This is a genomic window from Sphingomonas sp. M1-B02 (assembly GCF_026167525.1).
GTDB lineage: Bacteria > Pseudomonadota > Alphaproteobacteria > Sphingomonadales > Sphingomonadaceae > Sphingomonas.
On sequence record NZ_CP110679.1, the window covers coordinates 3,252,549 to 3,269,068 of the forward strand.

At 67.1% G+C, this 16,520-nt stretch carries 15 protein-coding genes; 5 read left to right on the forward strand and 10 right to left on the reverse strand.

Annotated features, from left to right (window positions below; all coding sequences use genetic code 11):
• Positions 1–67 precede the first annotated feature (67 nt).
• Positions 68–1,597, reverse strand: a complete 1,530-nt coding sequence (gene atpA, locus OKW87_RS15695; RefSeq protein WP_265540860.1) for a F0F1 ATP synthase subunit alpha — start codon at positions 1,595–1,597, stop codon at positions 68–70.
• Positions 1,598–1,608: 11 nt separating this feature from the next.
• Entirely contained in the window at positions 1,609–2,163 is a 555-nt protein-coding gene (locus OKW87_RS15700) for a F0F1 ATP synthase subunit delta (protein ID WP_265540862.1), read from the reverse strand.
• Positions 2,164–2,393: 230 nt separating this feature from the next.
• On the opposite strand from OKW87_RS15700, the gene OKW87_RS15705 reads away from it, so the two are divergent.
• Complete coding sequence (locus tag OKW87_RS15705; RefSeq protein WP_265540863.1) at positions 2,394–3,302, forward strand: hypothetical protein; 909 nt, start codon at positions 2,394–2,396, stop codon at positions 3,300–3,302.
• A gap of 34 nt (positions 3,303–3,336) precedes the next feature.
• The gene (locus OKW87_RS15710; RefSeq protein WP_265540865.1) at positions 3,337–4,626 is read left to right on the forward strand and encodes an MFS transporter; all 1,290 of its coding nucleotides are present in this window, start codon (positions 3,337–3,339) and stop codon (positions 4,624–4,626) included.
• Between the two features lie 87 nt (positions 4,627–4,713).
• Here OKW87_RS15710 and OKW87_RS15715 read toward each other — a convergent pair whose 3' ends face one another.
• Positions 4,714–6,159, reverse strand: a complete 1,446-nt coding sequence (locus OKW87_RS15715; protein WP_265540867.1) for a DEAD/DEAH box helicase — start codon at positions 6,157–6,159, stop codon at positions 4,714–4,716.
• 290 nt (positions 6,160–6,449) lie between these two features.
• Between OKW87_RS15715 and OKW87_RS15720 the strand changes: the two genes are divergently transcribed.
• A complete protein-coding gene (locus tag OKW87_RS15720; RefSeq protein ID WP_265540869.1) occupies positions 6,450–7,358 on the forward strand; it encodes a 3-keto-disaccharide hydrolase in 909 nt (302 codons plus the stop codon).
• 1 nt (position 7,359) lies between these two features.
• Here OKW87_RS15720 and OKW87_RS15725 read toward each other — a convergent pair whose 3' ends face one another.
• The 3 genes from OKW87_RS15725 to otsB are packed head-to-tail and all read right to left on the reverse strand — an operon-like array spanning position 7,360 to position 11,260.
• On the reverse strand, positions 7,360–8,727 hold the full coding sequence (locus OKW87_RS15725) for an alpha,alpha-trehalose-phosphate synthase (UDP-forming) (protein ID WP_265540871.1): 1,368 nt from the start codon (positions 8,725–8,727) through the stop codon (positions 7,360–7,362).
• The gene (locus OKW87_RS15730) at positions 8,724–10,520 is read right to left on the reverse strand and encodes a glycoside hydrolase family 15 protein (protein WP_265540873.1); all 1,797 of its coding nucleotides are present in this window, start codon (positions 10,518–10,520) and stop codon (positions 8,724–8,726) included. Before OKW87_RS15730 ends, OKW87_RS15725 begins: the two co-directional genes overlap by 4 nt.
• Entirely contained in the window at positions 10,517–11,260 is a 744-nt protein-coding gene (gene otsB, locus OKW87_RS15735; protein ID WP_265540875.1) for a trehalose-phosphatase, read from the reverse strand. The genes OKW87_RS15730 and otsB overlap by 4 nt, the downstream gene beginning before the upstream one ends.
• Before the next feature lie 156 nt (positions 11,261–11,416).
• On the opposite strand from otsB, the gene OKW87_RS15740 reads away from it, so the two are divergent.
• A complete protein-coding gene (locus OKW87_RS15740) occupies positions 11,417–12,067 on the forward strand; it encodes an alpha/beta hydrolase (RefSeq protein WP_265540877.1) in 651 nt (216 codons plus the stop codon).
• Between the two features lie 50 nt (positions 12,068–12,117).
• On the forward strand, positions 12,118–13,764 hold the full coding sequence (locus tag OKW87_RS15745) for an MFS transporter (protein ID WP_265540879.1): 1,647 nt from the start codon (positions 12,118–12,120) through the stop codon (positions 13,762–13,764).
• 84 nt (positions 13,765–13,848) lie between these two features.
• Here OKW87_RS15745 and OKW87_RS15750 read toward each other — a convergent pair whose 3' ends face one another.
• The 4 genes from OKW87_RS15750 to OKW87_RS15765 all read right to left on the reverse strand — a co-directional run bounded on the left by OKW87_RS15750 (position 13,849) and on the right by OKW87_RS15765 (position 16,471).
• A complete protein-coding gene (locus OKW87_RS15750; RefSeq protein WP_265540881.1) occupies positions 13,849–14,568 on the reverse strand; it encodes a hypothetical protein in 720 nt (239 codons plus the stop codon).
• Positions 14,569–14,633: 65 nt separating this feature from the next.
• Positions 14,634–14,822, reverse strand: coding sequence for a hypothetical protein (locus OKW87_RS15755; RefSeq protein ID WP_265540883.1), 189 nt, complete (start codon positions 14,820–14,822; stop codon positions 14,634–14,636).
• A gap of 62 nt (positions 14,823–14,884) precedes the next feature.
• Positions 14,885–16,066: a glycosyltransferase gene (locus OKW87_RS15760; RefSeq protein ID WP_265540885.1), complete on the reverse strand. Its 1,182-nt coding sequence runs from the start codon at positions 16,064–16,066 to the stop codon at positions 14,885–14,887.
• Between the two features lie 51 nt (positions 16,067–16,117).
• Positions 16,118–16,471 carry a glycine zipper 2TM domain-containing protein gene (locus OKW87_RS15765; RefSeq protein WP_265540887.1) on the reverse strand — a complete coding sequence of 118 codons (354 nt, stop codon included), beginning with the start codon at positions 16,469–16,471 and terminating at the stop codon, positions 16,118–16,120.
• Between the last annotated feature and the right edge of the window lie 49 nt (positions 16,472–16,520).

Here is a 16,520-nt window from a genome sequence, read left to right on the forward strand (position 1 = left end):
CACGAGCCGAAACGCCTTTAGCTCTGGACCCCGGCTTTCGCCGGGGTGACGATTATTGTTTCAAACCTTACGCAAACGTCTTGGCGAAGGCGGCGAGGGCTTCCTTGAGCCGGTCGCGGACGTCGTCCTTGAGGTCCTTGCTGTCGCGGATCGCGCCGAGGATGTCGGCATGGTTCGCGCGCATGTCGGCGAGCATCGCCGCTTCGTAGCGGACCACGTCCTGCACCGCGACGGCGTCGATATAGCCCTGCGTGCCCGCGAAGATCGAGACGGTCTGCTCTTCGAACGGCAGCGGCGAGAACTGCGGCTGCTTGAGCAGCTCAGTCAGGCGTGCGCCGCGATTCAGCAGCTTCTGGGTCGAAGCGTCGAGATCCGAGCCGAACTGCGCGAAGGCGGCCATCTCGCGATACTGGGCCAGCTCGAGCTTGATCGAGCCGGAGACCTTCTTCATCGCCTTGGTCTGTGCGGCCGAGCCGACGCGGCTGACCGACAGGCCGACGTTGATCGCCGGGCGGATGCCCGCGAAGAACAGGTCGGTCTCGAGGAAGATCTGGCCGTCGGTGATCGAGATCACGTTGGTCGGGATATAGGCGGACACGTCGCCCGCCTGCGTTTCGATGATCGGCAGTGCGGTCAGCGAGCCGCCGCCGAACGCGTCGGACATCTTCGCGGCGCGCTCGAGTAGGCGGCTGTGGAGATAGAAGACGTCGCCGGGATAGGCTTCGCGGCCCGGCGGGCGGCGCAGCAGCAGCGACATTTGGCGATAGGCGACTGCCTGCTTCGACAGATCGTCGAACACGATCAGCGCGTGCATGCCGTTGTCGCGGAAATATTCGCCCATCGCGGTGCCGGTATAGGGCGCGAGGAACTGGAGCGGGGCGGGCTCGGACGCGGTTGCCGCGACGACGATGGAATATTCCATCGCGCCATTCTCTTCGAGCGTGCGGACGAGCTGCGCGACGGTCGAACGCTTCTGGCCGACCGCGACATAGACGCAATAGAGCTTCTTCGACTCGTCGTCGCCGGCGTTGGCCGCCTTCTGGTTGATGAAGGTGTCGATCGCGACGGCGGACTTGCCGGTCTGGCGATCGCCGATGATCAGCTCGCGCTGGCCGCGGCCAACGGGGACGAGCGCGTCGATCGCCTTGAGGCCCGACTGCATCGGCTCGCTGACCGACTGGCGCGGGATGATGCCCGGCGCCTTCACTTCGACGCGGCTGCGCTGATCGGAGACGATCGGCCCCTTGCCGTCGATCGGATTGCCGAGGCCATCGACGACGCGGCCGAGCAGACCCTTGCCGACGGGGACGTCGACGATCGTGCCGGTGCGCTTGACGGTGTCGCCTTCCTTGATCTCCGAGTCGGAGCCGAAGATCACGACGCCGACATTGTCGGCCTCGAGGTTGAGCGCCATGCCCTGGATGCCATTGGCGAATTCGACCATCTCGCCGGCCTGGACATTGTCCAGCCCGTGGATGCGCGCGATGCCGTCACCGACGGACAGCACCTGGCCGGTCTCGCTGACTTCGGCCTCGGTGCCGAAGCTGGCGATCTGGTCCTTGATGACCCGGGAGATTTCTGCGGCGCGGATATCCATGTTGTTAGCCTTCAGCCTTTCATCGCGTGCGCGAGGGAGTTCAAACGAGTGCGGATCGACGAATCGATCATCTGGCTGCCGATCTTGACGACCAGCCCGCCGAGCAAAGCGGGATCGACCGAGAGGTCGACCGAAACGTCACGACCGACCCGGGCGCGCAGCTGATCCTTCAGCGCGGCGACCTGATCGTCGTCGAGGGGGTGGGCGGAGACGACTTCGGCGGTCATTTCGCCGCGATCCTGCGCCGCGAGATCGCGGAACGCGCGGATGATCGCGGGAAGCTGGCCGAGCCGGCGGTTGTGCGCGAGCACGCCGAGGAAATTAGCCGTGGTCGGATCGAGCTTGAGCTCGGCAGCGGTGGCCGCGATGGCCTTTGCCGCGTCGCCGCGGCTCACCAGCGGGCTGGTGGTCAGCGCCTTGAAGTCGGCCGACTGCGCGAGCGCGTCACGCACCGTCGCGAGGCTCGCCTCGACCTGGGTCAGCGCCTTCGACTCGCGAGCAAGCTCGAACAAGGCGATGGCGTAACGTCCGCTTAGGCTGGCCTGGATACCGCCGGAATTCTCCACGCGTTTCGGTTCCTCTTGGAGGGTTCGGATGTCGTCCCATGCGAAATGGGGGCCGCAAGCCTGCGTCCCCGATGGGTCGCGGCGCGGTTAGCATCGGGGGCGCGGGGATGCAACCCGGACTGGTGGTCGGCCTACGCTCGGACAGTCCGGCACAGCGTACGCTTGCCTGATCTCTAAAGCCGGTGCATTTTGCGCCCCGATCAATATTCTTCAGAAGCCGGGGGGCGGACATGAAGTATAAGCGGTCGCTATTCGGCGCGGCATTCTTGCTGGCCGGGGTGGCGCATGCCGAGGTGCTCGAGGTGACGGGGGAATTCCCCGCGCCGCACCGCGAGGCGAGCTTTCTCACCTCGCTCTCGATCGATCGCTTCTCGGGCCAGGACGGCGGCACGCTGCAGATCGCGCTCGAACGCGCGCTTCAGGGTAGTGGGTTCGAGCTGCTGGGCGGACGCGCCGGACGCGACACCGCCGAGGGCTCGATGTCGGGAGGAGTCTCGGCCGGAGTCGACGAGCGGCCGTTCAATAAGAAGGAGAAGCGCTGCACGTCGAAAGACGGCAACGGCAAATGCACCAAGGAAGAAGAGGTCGAGGTGACGTGCCGGCGGCGCATCATCGACGTCAACGCCGACATCCGTATCGTCCGCAACACCGACGGGCAGATCCTCTATTCGGTGCCCAAGCCGTTCCGCGAGGAAGTGAGCTGGTGCCCGGGCGGCAGCCCGGGGCGCACCGCCGAGGAGGTGGTGTCGAGCGCGATTCGCGAGATCGCATATTCGGTGCGCGCCGACATCGTGCCCGAGCTGCGGACCTATAAGATCCGCGTGCGCGAAAGCACCAAGGGGCTTTCGAAGGATTTCGCCAAGCGCTTCAAGGAACTGGTCAAGCTGACCAAGCGCGATCCCCGCGGCGCCTGCGCCGGCTGGCAAGCGATGCAGGCGGAGGCGGCGGGGCACCCGTCCTTGCTGTTCAACCTCGGGCTCTGCAGCGAGCAGGCAGGCGATTTTGAAGCCGCGCTGGCGACCTATCGCGACGCGGCGCAGGCCGGCGCGAGCGAGGGCCGTGAAGGCGCGGAGCGCGCGGCGCGGCTGATCGCCGGCCGCGAGGATGCGCGCGAACGAGCGCGGCGGAAGCAGGGATAAGGCTGCTCGCCGCGCTGCCTTTAACGGGGGCATTATGGAAGAAGCGAAGCCGCCTCGACATCTGTTGCTGTTCGTCGGCATGATCGTGTTCGTCGATATGGCCGGGATCGGGCTGATCACGCCGGTGATGCCATCGCTGGTGATGGGGCTGACCGGCGCGACGATCGATCGCGCGGCCGAGATCGGCGGGTGGCTGTTCTTTTGCTACGCCACGATGCAATTCCTGTTCGCGCCGGTGATCGGGGGGCTGAGCGACCGGTTCGGCCGGCGCCCGGTGTTGCTAGTCACGCTCGCTGCGCTCGGCATCGATTATGCGTTGATGGCCTGGGCGCCAACGCTGGGCTGGCTGGTCGCCGGACGGCTGATCTCCGGGGTGATGGGCGCGACCTTCGCGGCGGCGAACAGCTGCGTGGCGGATGTGGTGCCGCCGGGCGAGCGCGGCCGGGCGTTCGGCATGCTGGGCGGGGCCGGCGCTGCCGGGTTCGTGCTCGGGCCGACGCTGGGCGGATTGCTGGGCCATTTCGGCGATCGCGTGCCGTTCGTCGCGGCGAGCATGCTTGTGCTGGCCGGCGCCCTGTTCGGCTGGTTCGTGCTGCAGGAAACGCTTCCCGTCGAGCGGCGCCGCGCCTTCACGCCGGCACGCGCCAATCCGATCGGCAGCCTCATCCAGATGCGGCGGGCGCCGCTGGTGATCGGCTGCCTCGCCGCGGGCTTCCTCATGCAGCTCGCGTCGCAGGCGCAGCTTTCGGTGTGGGCCTATCAGGGCATCGCCCGGTTCGGCTGGAGCATCGTCACGATCGGGCTGACGATCACCTTGTTCGGGATCCTGATGGTCGCGGTGCAGGGGTTCGGTTCCGGGATCGCGATCCGGCGCTTCGGCCCGGTGCGCACCGCGTTGGGCAGCCTGGGTTTCGGCGTCATCTCCTATCTCATGCTCGCCTTCGCGCCCTCGACCGCGGTGATCGTCGCTGCGCTGGTGGTGGGGGCGATTCCCGGCGTCGCCTTCCCGGCGATGCAGCAGCTGATGACCGCGCGCGTCGCGGAGGATCAGCAGGGCGAGTTGCAGGGCGCGATCGCGAGCGTGATCAGCCTGACCGCGATCCTGGGCCCCCCGCTGATGACCGGGGTCTTCGGCGCGTTCGCCGACGGGGAGGGGCTGTACTTCCCCGGCGCCCCCTTCCTGCTTTCGGCAGGAATTATCGCGCTCGGGGTCGCGGTCCTGGGGATCACGCTGCGCCGTTTCGGGGGAAGCGGCGAGGCTGTTTCCTCGCACCGTTTGAGCGCCGCCGGAACCGCGCCGGACACGTCGCGTGCCGCCGGCTGAAGCGGGTCATATAGAAAAGGCGACGAGGCATCTCTGCCCAGTCGCCCATTCTACCTGGCCCCCTTTAGGAACCGGAGAGAGGTTCAATTACCGCGGACGACCGCCGCCGGTGCCGGCCGGACGCGCCGGGCGCGCGGTGAACTTGCTCTTCGGTCGCGCATAGTTGCGGGGTGCGTCGCCGCGGGGCGCATCCGAGCGTGGTCCGTCCGAGCGGCGCTGCTCGCCGGCCTGGGGCGGGCGGCGATCGCCGAACGAATTGCCTTCGCGGCGCGGCTGCGCATTGCCGCGCGGGGCGCTGCTCGAGCGGCCCGAATGCTGCATCGCGCGACCGTTGCGGCCGTTCGATTCGTCGCGGCTGACCGGCATCGGCGAACGGGTCGACTTTATCTTCGACGATTCGTTGACGAAATCGGCCGGCAGCGGGACGACGGTCAGCTTCTGGCGGGTGAGCTTCTCGATATCGCGCAGATACGGACGCTCGTCCTCGGCGCAATAGCTGATCGCGATGCCGGTGGCGCCGGCGCGCGCGGTGCGACCGATGCGGTGAACGTACTGATCCGGCACGTTGGGCAGTTCGAAATTGAAGACGTGGCTGACGCCCGAGACGTCGATGCCGCGCGCGGCGATATCGGTCGCGATCAGCACCTTGACCTTGCCCGACTTGAACTCGCCCAGCGCACGTTCACGCTGCGGCTGGCTCTTGTTGCCGTGGATCGCATTGGAGGCGACGCCATTGCCCGAGAGCAGCTTCACGACGCGATCCGCGCCGTGCTTGGTGCGGGTGAAGATCAACGCGCGATCAATCTTCGGATCGCGCAGCGCCAGCGTGAGCAGCGACTGCTTCTCGGCCTGGGTGACGAAGGTGACTTGCTGCTCGACGCGCTCGGCAGTCGTCGCCTCGGGCGTGACCTTCACTTCGACCGGATCCTTGATGAACTGGGTCGCCAGATCGCGGATGGTCTTGGGCATGGTCGCCGAGAAGAACAGGGTCTGGCGCTTGGCCGGAAGCTCGCGGACGATGCGCTTGAGCGCGTGGATGAAGCCCAGGTCCATCATCTGATCGGCTTCGTCGAGGACGAGGATCTCGATGCCGAGCAGGATCGCATAATGCTGCTCGATCAGATCGACGAGGCGACCCGGCGTTGCGACAAGGATGTCGACGCCGCGGGCTAGATCGACCTTGTTCTTGTGCACCGACGTGCCGCCGAAGCAGGTCATCACGCGAAGGTTGGTGCCCTTCGAATAATCGCGGGCGCTTTCGGCGATCTGGCTGGCGAGTTCGCGGGTAGGGGCGAGAACGAGCATGCGGCAGCCGCGCGGCTGGGCGCGCTTCTCCGATGCCATCAGGCGATCGATCGAGGGCAGCATGAAAGCGGCGGTCTTGCCGGTGCCGGTCTGGGCGATGCCGAGCAGATCGCGCCCTTCGAGCAGCGAGGGAATGGCCTGTGCCTGGATCGGCGTGGCTTCGGTATAGCCCTTGGACGCGAGCGCCGAGAGCACGATCTCCGAGAGACCGAGATGTTTGAATTGCATGGAGAAACCTTATGGAATCGGCCGACGCGCACGCAAAATGAGCGCGCGGAAGCGGTGTCAAAAAATGACAACCCGCGTGACTTGGGAAGCCGGAAAATATGAACCGAAGCAGAGCCGGGGCGGCGCCCTTGCCGAAGCAAGCGGTTGGCCCGAATCACGCTGCATAATGCCTCGATGCCGGCGCATGTGGCAGAAGTGCTGCCCTATGTCAAGGTTGTCGGCCGGCGCGCGCTACGGCATGTTAGCGCTAAAATGGGGAGGGTGATGCGATGCGGGCTTTGAGTTGGGCGATGTTGCTGGGATTGATCCCGGCATTGGCACAGGCGCAGACGTCCGAAAAAGCGGCGATCGCGGGCGATCCGGCGGCGGCCCCGCAGCAGCTCGCACTGGTCGATTTGCCCAAGGCGACGGGGCCGGCACTGGAGCTGTTCAACGGGCGCGACCTTGCCGACTGGGAAGCGTGGCTCGGCTATGCCGACCCGGCGCTGACCTATAAGCGGCCCCCCATCGCCCCGCTGGGCACGAGCGTCGACACGAACCAGGCTTTCAGCGTGGTGACCGAGGATGGCGCGCCTGCGCTGCGGGTCGAGGGCAAGACCTGGGGTAGCCTGGTCCACAAAGCGGACCTGCGCGACTATCGTCTGAGCCTCGAATATAAATGGGGCGACCAGGTCTGGGCGCCGCGGCTGACCGAGCCGCAGAATAACGGCCTGCTGTTCCACTCGCACGGCAATCCCGGCGTCGTGTGGGGCACCTGGATGGCGGCGGTGGAGTTCGAGATCATGCTGGGCTCGACCGGGATGATCGTGCCGGTGGGCGACAATATCCGCGCGCGGACCTTCGTCGCGCAGGACAAGACCATCCTCTATCCGCACCGGCGTTTCCGGCTGGGCGGGCGCACGATCGACGTGACCAACAACGGTAATCCGGACTGGAACGTGGAGAATGCAGTGGATGCGGAGAAGCCGGTCGGCCAGTGGAACCGGCTCGATCTCTATGCGGTGGGCGACCAGGCGATCTTCGTGGTCAATGGCGTGCCGGTGATGGCGCTGACCGATCTGGCCGAGCTGGACTCGACGGGCAGGCGCGTGCCGCTGACGCATGGCCGGATCCAGCTTCAGTCCGAAGGAGCCGAGACCTTTTTTCGCGCGATCAAATTGGAGCCGATCAAGGCGATGCCGCGGCTAATCCAGAAATAGATCAGCTTCTCGAGAGGCGTTCGGTAAAGCGCTTGCGCCACCAGATCACATCCTCGTCACGGACATTTTCGAACATCGGCTGCCAGCGGGCGATCCGCTCCTCGCGCGACATCGTCAGCGCCCGCTCGATCGCGTCGGCGATGTCGTCGGGGCTGTAGGGATTGACCAGCAAGGCATTGCTCAGCTGCGCCGCGGCCCCGGCGAAGCGCGAGAGGATCAGGACGCCCGGATTCTCCGGATTCTGCGCGGCGACATATTCCTTGGCAACCAGGTTCATGCCGTCGCGGAGCGGCGTGACGAGCCCGACGCAGGAGGCGCGATAGACCCCGGCGAGCACGTCGCGCGGGAAGCCCTGGTTGACGTAGCGCAGCGGCACCCAGTCGATATCGGCGAAGGCGCCGTTGATTCGCCCGGACAATGCATCGAGCTGGGCGCGGATGTCCTGATAGCTTTGCACCGTAGCGCGCGAAGGCGGCGCGATCTGGAGCAGGTAGACGTTCGAATGCGCGTCGGGCCGGGTCTCGAGATAGCGTTGGTAGCCGTTGAAGCGCTCTTCGAGACCCTTCGAATAATCGAGCCGGTCGACCCCGACGATCAGGCTGCGGCCGATCGAACTTTGGACCATCCGGGCATAGGTGGCCATTGCCTGCGGGCTGTTCGCGCCCGCGATGAACTCCTTGGCGTCGATGCCGATCGGGCAGGCGATCGCACAGATCGTGCGTCCTCCGACGGTGATCTGTCCGTTCTCGCCAATCGAGCCGCCCATTTGATTGATGACATAATCGTGGAAAGTATCGAGCCACTCGTCAGTCTGGAAGCCGATCACGTCATAGGCGAACAGCGCTTCCACCAGCCGGCGATGCTCGGGCAAGGCGGTGAGCAGTCGCGTCGGTGGCCAGGGAATGTGGAGGAAGAAGCCGATCCTATTGGTCAACCCGCGCTGGCGCAGCACCCAGCCGAGCGGGATCATGTGATAATCATGCACCCAGATCAGGTCGTCGGGCTGGATGTGCGGCCCGATGACGTCGCCGAACACGCGGTTGACGCGCTCATAGCCGCCTTGGAAATCGCGTTCGAACTCGGTCAGCCCCAGCCGGTAATGGAAGAGCGGCCAGAGGGTGCGATTAGCGTAGCCGTCATAATATTCCTCGACGTCCTGCTCGGGCAGATCGATCGTCGCCGAGGTGACGCCGTCATAGGTTTCGAACCGGGGCTCGCCGGTCTCGCCCGTCTCGCCCGACCAGCCGAACCAGATGCCGTCGGCTTCGCGCAGCGCGGCGGTGAGCGCCACCGCGAGCCCGCCCTGCGCGCCGGGCTTTTCGGCGGTGGGCGCGGACACGCGGTTGGAGATGACGATCAGGCGGCTCATCGCACCGAACTCCAGGGCTTGCTCAACAAGACGGCGCAGTTGATCATCCCGACCAGCGAATAGGTCTGCGGATAATTGCCCCACAATTCGCCGGTGACCGGATCGATATCCTCGGACAGCAACCCCGCGGGCGTGCAGCGCGAGAGCATTTCCTCGAACAAGGCGCGGGCATCGGCATCACGGCCGGTGAAGTGCAGCGCCTCGATCAGCCAGAAGGTGCAGACGTTGAATGCGGTGTGGGGCAGGCCGAAATCATCCTCGGTGGCGTAGCGCAGCATGTGCGATCCGCGCCGTAGCCCACCCTCGACCGCGGCGAGCGTGCCCCGGAAGCGGGGATCGTCGGGGGCCAGGAAGCGCAGGTCGAGCAATTGCAGCAGGCTGGCGTCGAGATCGTCGCCGGCGAAGGTGGCGGACAGCCGATCGGTGTCGGGGCGCCACGCCGCATCCTCGATCCGCTTGCGCATCGTCGTCGCCCGATCGCGCCAGAAGGCCTGGCGGTCGGATAGTCCCAGCACTTCCGCGGCATTGGCCAGCCGGTCGCACGCAGCCCAGCACATCGCCGCCGAGTAAGTGTGGACATGGCTCTTGGTGCGCAGCTCCCACAGCCCTGCGTCGGGCTTGTCATATTTCTCCCACGCTCGTTCCCCTACCGGCTCGAGCGCGTTGAAATCCTCGATCCCGCCGATCCGCAGCAGGCGGTGGTCGAAGAAGGCCTGGGCGTTGGAAAGGATGATCTGGCCATAGGCGTCGTGCTGGACCTGCTCATAGGCCTGGTTGCCGACGCGCACCGGGCCCATGCCGCGATAGCCGCTGAGCGCGGGCGCCTCACGCTCGATCAGGGTCGCCTCGCCGCCGACGCCGTAGAGCGGCTGGATATGGCCGCTGGCGGCATTGTCGACGATGTTGCGGAGATATTCGAGATAGCCCTCCAGCACGTCGAGCGCGCCGAGGCGATTGAGCGCCTGGACGGTGTAATATGCGTCGCGCACCCAGCAGTAGCGATAGTCCCAGTTGCGCCCCGAGCCGGCATGTTCGGGGATCGAGGTCGTCAACGCGGCGACGATCGCCCCGGTCTCCTCATGCTGGCACAGTTTGAGGGTGATTGCCGATCGGATCACCGCTTCCTGCCATTCATAGGGCGTCGCGAGCCCGCGCACCCAGTGGCGCCATTCGTCGATCGTGTGATCGAGCATCGTCTCCAGAGAGACGCCGATTTCTTCGGAAAAGCTCTCGTCGGGGCCGAGGAAGAAATAAAGCGGGCGTTCGACGCGGAACAGGCGTTCGTCCTCGATCCAGCCGACTGCGGCGGTGGTGGAGAGGCGCAATACGCTGTCCTGCACCTTGTAGCGGATATGGTTCGAGCCGCGGGTGGTCTCGGCGCGCGCCTCGCCCCAGCGCCGGGCCGGACGGAGCCGCACGCGGATGCGCGGGCTGCCGGCAATCGGGCGGACGATCCGGGCGAAGGCGACCGGGCGATACATGCGGCCGTTGCGCTTGAAGCGCGGGCAGAAATCGATGACTTCCATCGCATTGCCGTTGGCGTCGCTGTGGCGCGTGACCAGCACCGGCGTGTTGCGCAGATAGGTTTGCGTCGTCTCGACGACGCCATCGAGGTCGATTTCCCAGAAGCCGAACGCGGCTTCGCCGGCGGGCGGTGCGTCGTCGAGCAACGAGCAGAAGGCCGGATCGCCATCGACCCGCGGGGTGCAGCCCCAGACGAAGCGTCCGGCGCGATCGACGAGCGCAGAGACCTGACAATTGCCGATCGGCCAGAGGTCGAGCGTCGCGGTCATGCGGCCTGTTCCAGCCAGGCGTGGACCGCCGCGACGTCGTCGAGCCGATAGCCGGCCGCGGTCTCGCGCTCGGGGCCGACGAGCACGCCGAGTCCGCCGAGCGCTTCGACGGCGACGAAGCCCGCCTCGTCGGTCACGTCGTCGCCGGCGAAGACCGGCACGCTGCCGGTGAAGGGGGCGTGCGCCATCAGCGCGGTGATGCCGCTGCCCTTGTCATGGCCGGCAGTTCGCAATTCGATCATCATCTTTCCTTCCTGCACCGCCAGACCGTCATCCCGGGCGAGGCGCTGGATCAGCGCGCGGGCCTCGGGCTCGGCGGCGGGGGCGAGGCGGTAATGCACCGCAACCCCCAATGTCTTGATCTCCACGACGACCCCCTCCCACCCGGCGAACATCGCCCGGACGGCATGTTCCGCCTCGATCAATGCCGGCGGTCGGATCGGCGCCGTGTGTCCGGAACCCGTCTGCACTTCGGCGCCGTGGCTGCCGACCATGGCGATGTCGGCGAGCGTTTCGCCGAGAAACCCCTCGAGCTGCGCCGCCGATCGCCCGCTTACCAAGGCGATCCGGCCCTGAAAGGTTCCCGCCAGTCGGCGAAGCAGGTTCGAAAGCGCGGGCTCGACGACGACGGATTCGGGGCGATCGGCGAGCTCGACGAGGGTGCCGTCGAAATCGAGCAGGAGGCTGTGGGTGGCGGCGCGGAGCGGCGGGGGCGGGGCGAGCGGGGGGGCGATGGGCATGCGTGGACCCTAGCCGTAAACGGCGGATTGCACAGCCGGGGGGGCGGTTTAGGTTCGCGGAACCCCTCCCTTGCAGGGCGGGGAGGAGTCTCGCTTGGACATCGCCGCGACCCGCACTAGGTTGCGATCACCACCTTCAATTCCCGGAACATGAACATGCAGAAGCTGGACGGGCCGCGGCTCCTCCCCGCGACCGGCGGCGCGCCCAAGTCGATCGTCGTGCTGTTGCACGGCTATGGGTCGAACGGCGCCGACCTGATCTCGCTGGCGCCGATGTGGCAGGCGCGCTTTCCCGATACGCTGTTCGTCTCGCCCAACGCGCCCGAGCGCTGCCCCGGCGCGCCGGGCGGCTTTCAATGGTGGGGGCTCGACGATCATAGCCGCACCGCGCTGCTCGCCGGGGCGTCCGGCGCGGCGCCCGTGCTCGACGCCTTTCTCGACGGTCTGCTCGCCGACAATGGCCTGGACGAAGCGCAGATGGTGCTCGCCGGGTTCAGCCAGGGGACGATGATGGCGCTGCACGCGGGCGTGCGGCGCGAAAGGCAGCTGGCGGGGATCCTGGGCTATTCCGGCATGATCGCCGGGCCGGGGATCGCCGACGCCGAGGTGCGCAGCAAGCCGCCGGTGCTGCTGATCCACGGAAGCGTCGATCCGGTGCTGCCGGTCGCATCCCATCATCACGCGCTGGCGGAACTGGATCGGCTGGGGTTCGAGGTCGAGGGGCATGTGTCGCCGGGGCTTGGGCACAGCGTGGACATGGCCGGGATCGACTTGGGCGCGCGGTTTCTGCAGCGGGTGCTGGGCTAGGGGCCCAAACGGGCTGGGCACCTTTGGCGCGATGCCGCATTGAGGGGGTGATGGATTCGATTCCCCGCTCCCCGCTCAGCATTCCCATATTCCGGGCGGTGTGGCTCGCAAGCATGGCGTCCAATTTCGGCGGGCTGATCCAGTCGGTCGGCGCATCGTGGATGATGCTCTCGCTCTCCGCCTCGCCCCAGATGATCGCTTTGGTCCAGGCGTCGACGACGCTGCCGATCATGCTGCTGTCGCTTTGGGCGGGCGCGATCGCGGACAATCTTGACCGGCGCAAGGTCATGCTGGTGGCACAGAGTTTCATGCTCCTCGTGTCGATCGGGCTCGCGGTCGGCGCCTGGCTCGGGTTGCTCACGCCCTGGACGCTGCTGATCTTCACCTTCCTGATCGGTTGCGGGACCGCATTCAACGCGCCCGCCTGGCAGGCGTCGGTCGGCGATATGGTGCCCCGCCCGGTGCTGCCCAGCGCGGTTGCACTCAACAGCATGGGTTTCAACATCGCCCGCAGCGTCGGCCCGGCGATCGGCGGCGCGATCGTCGCGGCGGCGGGGGCGGCGGCGGCCTTCCTCACCAATGCGGTGAGCTATCTCGGCTTGATCGTCGTGCTGTCACGGTGGCGGCCGGACGTGCCGGCGCGGGTGCTGCCGCGCGAGGGGCTGTGGCTCGCGATGGGGGCGGGGGTCCGCTACGTCGCGATGTCGCCCGCGATCCGGGTCGTGCTGCTGCGCGCCGCGGTGTTCGGGCTGGCGGCGAGCGCGGTGCCCGCGCTGATGCCGCTAATCGCGCGCGATCTCGTCGGCGGCGGGCCGCTGACCTATGGCATGCTGCTCGGCGGCTTCGGGATCGGCGCGGTGGGCGGCGCGCTGGTCAGCAGCCGGTTGCGGCGCTTCCTGACGACCGAGTGGATCGTCCGTGCCGCCACGCTTGCCCTCGCCATCGGCGCGGCGGGCGCCGCGGCGAGCCGGATCCTGCCGCTGACGATCCTGTCGCTCGGGGTCGCGGGGGCCGGCTGGGTGCTTGCCATCTCCACCTTCAACGTCAGCGTGCAGATGGCCTCGCCGCGCTGGGTGGTGGCGCGCGCGCTGGCGCTGTTCCAGATGTCGGCGTTCGGCGGGATGGCGGCTGGGGCGTGGATCTTCGGGCTGCTGGCCGAGCATCACGGGCCGGTGCTGGCGCTGGGCGGCGCGGCATTGGTCCAGGCATTGGGGACCTTGTTGGGGCTGCGCTGGCCGCTTCCCCCGATCAGCGATCTCAACCTAGACCTGCTCGGCCGATGGCACGAACCGGAGACCGCGGTGCCGGTCGACATGCGCAGCGGGCCGATCGTGATCACGATCGAATATCGCATCGACCCTGCGAACATTCCGGCATTCCTGACGGCGATGGACGAGCGGAGGCGCATCCGCCGCCGCGATGGCGCCCGCCACTGGGCGCTGCTGCGCGACCTGGGTGATCCCTTATTGTGGGTCGAGCGGTACCAGGTGGCGACCTGGCTCGAATTCATTCGCCATAACCAGCGGCGCACCTATGCCGACGACGCCAATACGGCGGCGCTGAGGGCGCTGCGGATCGAAGGCGAGGAGATCGTCGTCCACCGGATGATCGAGCGGCAGACCGGCACGATGCCCGGGCCGCACATCCCCGATACGGGGGTAATCGAGCCGATGACGGATTCGACGCGATCGAGCTAGCGGCGGGCTCCAAGTTTTCCTTTGGGCGCGCAGACACGCGCACCCACCCCCGGCCCCCCCCTGCTAGCAGGGGGGGGTGAAGCATCAGCTCTTGGGTGCGGGCGGTTTGGGCTTGGGACCCTTGGGCGTGGCGCGGCGGGCGGCGCGGGGCTTGGCCGGGGCGGATTCGGTGGATTTACGCGTGCGCCGAGCGGGCGGCTTGGCTGCTGCCGTCGGAGCGGGCGAGGGTGTCGACGCCGCCGGCTTGGCCGCGGGCTTGCGTGGCTTGGCGGCCGACTTGGCGGGAGCCGTCTTCTCCACCGCTACAGCGGGCTTCGCAGCTTCCGCAGCGGGCTTGGCCGCTGCCGGCTTAGCCGCATTGGTCTTGCGCGTCGTCGGCTTGGCCACCTTCGTGGCCGCAGGCTTGGCAGATGCGGCCGGCTTGGCGGTCGAGACGGCAGGCTGACCGGTCGCTGCGACAACAGACTTGGCTGCCTTGCGGACCGCGGGATTGCGCGTGCGCTTGATCACCGGGACCACGGCTGCGGTCACCGCGTCGGCGGCGGCATGCGCCACTTCGCCGATGGCGGCTTCGGGCGTGTCCACCGGCTTGCTGTCGGCGCTCTTGGCAGGCTGGCGCCCCTTCTTGAGCCGCGCGCCGATCGCCAGCAGCCCAACGGTCAGCAGCTCGGCCACCGCCGGATGCTTGGCGAGGCTGGCGAGCTTGCCCCGCACGGTTTTGGGAATCTTCACGCCGGAAACACTTTTTGGAAGGATCGAGCTCTGCTTTTCATTGCGCCTTCCGTTCTTCTTCTTGCCGGCCATGCCGTTCCTCCAATGATCGTGACACTAGTGTCACGGGCACCGGACGCTAAGTCAACGTGCGACTGTCAGTTGCCGTCCTTGGGCTGCTTTTCGGGTTCGAAGACGATATCGAAATCGCTGTCCGCGGCGGTGCCGCTGACATTGCCACCCGCGCTTTCGGACGTGGTCTGCGCGAGCTGCTCAAGAAGCTCGTCGGCGGTGATGCGCTGCTTGTCGGCATCGGCTGCCGCTGCGTCGCGAATATCGTCTGCCATCAAAATTCTCCTGGCCCGCTCGCTTGGATGAACGGTGCGGGCGGTGAGTCGTTCCGCCTGCGCTACGGTCGGCCGGCGCGGCGATCGACAAGTCCTAGGAAATAGGCCCGGAGCCGCGCGCTGTTGGCGGCCCAGGTGAAGGGCTCGACGGTGGCGCGAACCTGCGCCGGCGGAGGCGCGGCGTCGATCAATGTACGGAGCGCCTCGGCGAAGGCCTGCGGCGTGCGCGCGACGATCCGGCCGGCGACGTCGCTGCGTACCACCTGGCGGGCGCCGCCGACATCCGGGATCACGATCGGCGTGCCGCTCGCCAAGGCTTCGAGCCAGGCATTGGCGAGCCCCTCGCGCTCGGAAGCAAGCGCCATCGCGTCGGCGGCGGCGAGCAGGATCGGGAGCTCGGCATGCGGGATCGAGCCGAGCAGACGGACACGGTCTCCGGCGTTCGATCGGGCAATGCAGCGCTCCAGCGCGTGGCGATGCGGTCCCTGGCCGGCGATCCATAGGCGCACCCCCGGCATGGCGGCGACTGCCTCGATGACGATTTCGTGCCCCTTGAGCGGGATCAGCGCGCCGACCGAAAGGATCAGCGGACCCTCCACTCCGAGCTCCGTCTTGGCTTGGGCCCGGTCGCGCAGCGTGAACCGTTCGAAATCGACGCCGGAGACGACGCACTCGATCCGATCGCCGGGCATGCCGAGCGCAATCATGTCACGTCGCATCGCCTCCGATACTGCGAGCATCCCGTCCGCCGCCTGGCCGGCCTTGCGGATCTGCGCGCCGACCGGGCGCGTGCGTCCCCAGCGATGGATATCGGAGCCGCGCGCCTTGATCGAGACGGGCACGCCCAGGCGTCGTCCCAGTTCGACTGCGGCGACCCCATCGGGGAAGAAATATTCGGCGGCGATGAGGTCGAAGGGAAAATCCGCGCGGATGCGTTCGAGTAACGGCGCCAGCGCGGCGACCATTGCACCTGCATGGAAGCGGCCTTTGGTAAGCGGCAGATTGCGGAAGATCGGGCGGTGGACGTCCAGTCCCTTCCACCCTTCCTGGCGCGGGAGCGCGGCGAGCCGGCGGAAGCGGGCTAATCGCGAAAAGGGCCGGGGCGGAATCCCGAGCGGCGCGACGACGCGCACCTCGACATCGGGCAGGGCCGCCAATGCTAGCGTCTGACGCTCGACAAATATGCCGAAGTTCGGACGAGTCTCGTCCGGAAACAGCGTGGAAAGGATGAGCACGCGGAGCATCGGTGAAGCGCTATACAGCGGCTTCGTTAATGCTCCGCGTGCGTCTATCGCTTAGCGGCAGCGGCGGCCATTGTTGTTGCTCCCGGCACGCTCGATCTCGCGACCGGCCAGTGCGCCAGCGACTGCGCCGAGCACGGTACCGCCGGTACGGTCACCACGGGTGTCGATGGTGCGACCGACAAGCGCGCCGCCGACTGCGCCGACGACGAGGCCGGTGGTGCCATCGGGCTTACGGCAATAGCGCTTGCCGTCACGGCCGCGCCATTCGCGATACTGGCGATTGTTGCGGCGCTGCTGATCCGCCTTGTACTCGTACGACTTCGCTTCCGCCTTGGCGGTCGGCAAAATCACGGCCGCGGGGGCCAGCAGGGACATCGCGCCGAACGCGAGCATCATGTTACGCATGGGTTCACTCCTTGAGGTGGTTTCTTACAATACCGGAAGCGAAACGTCC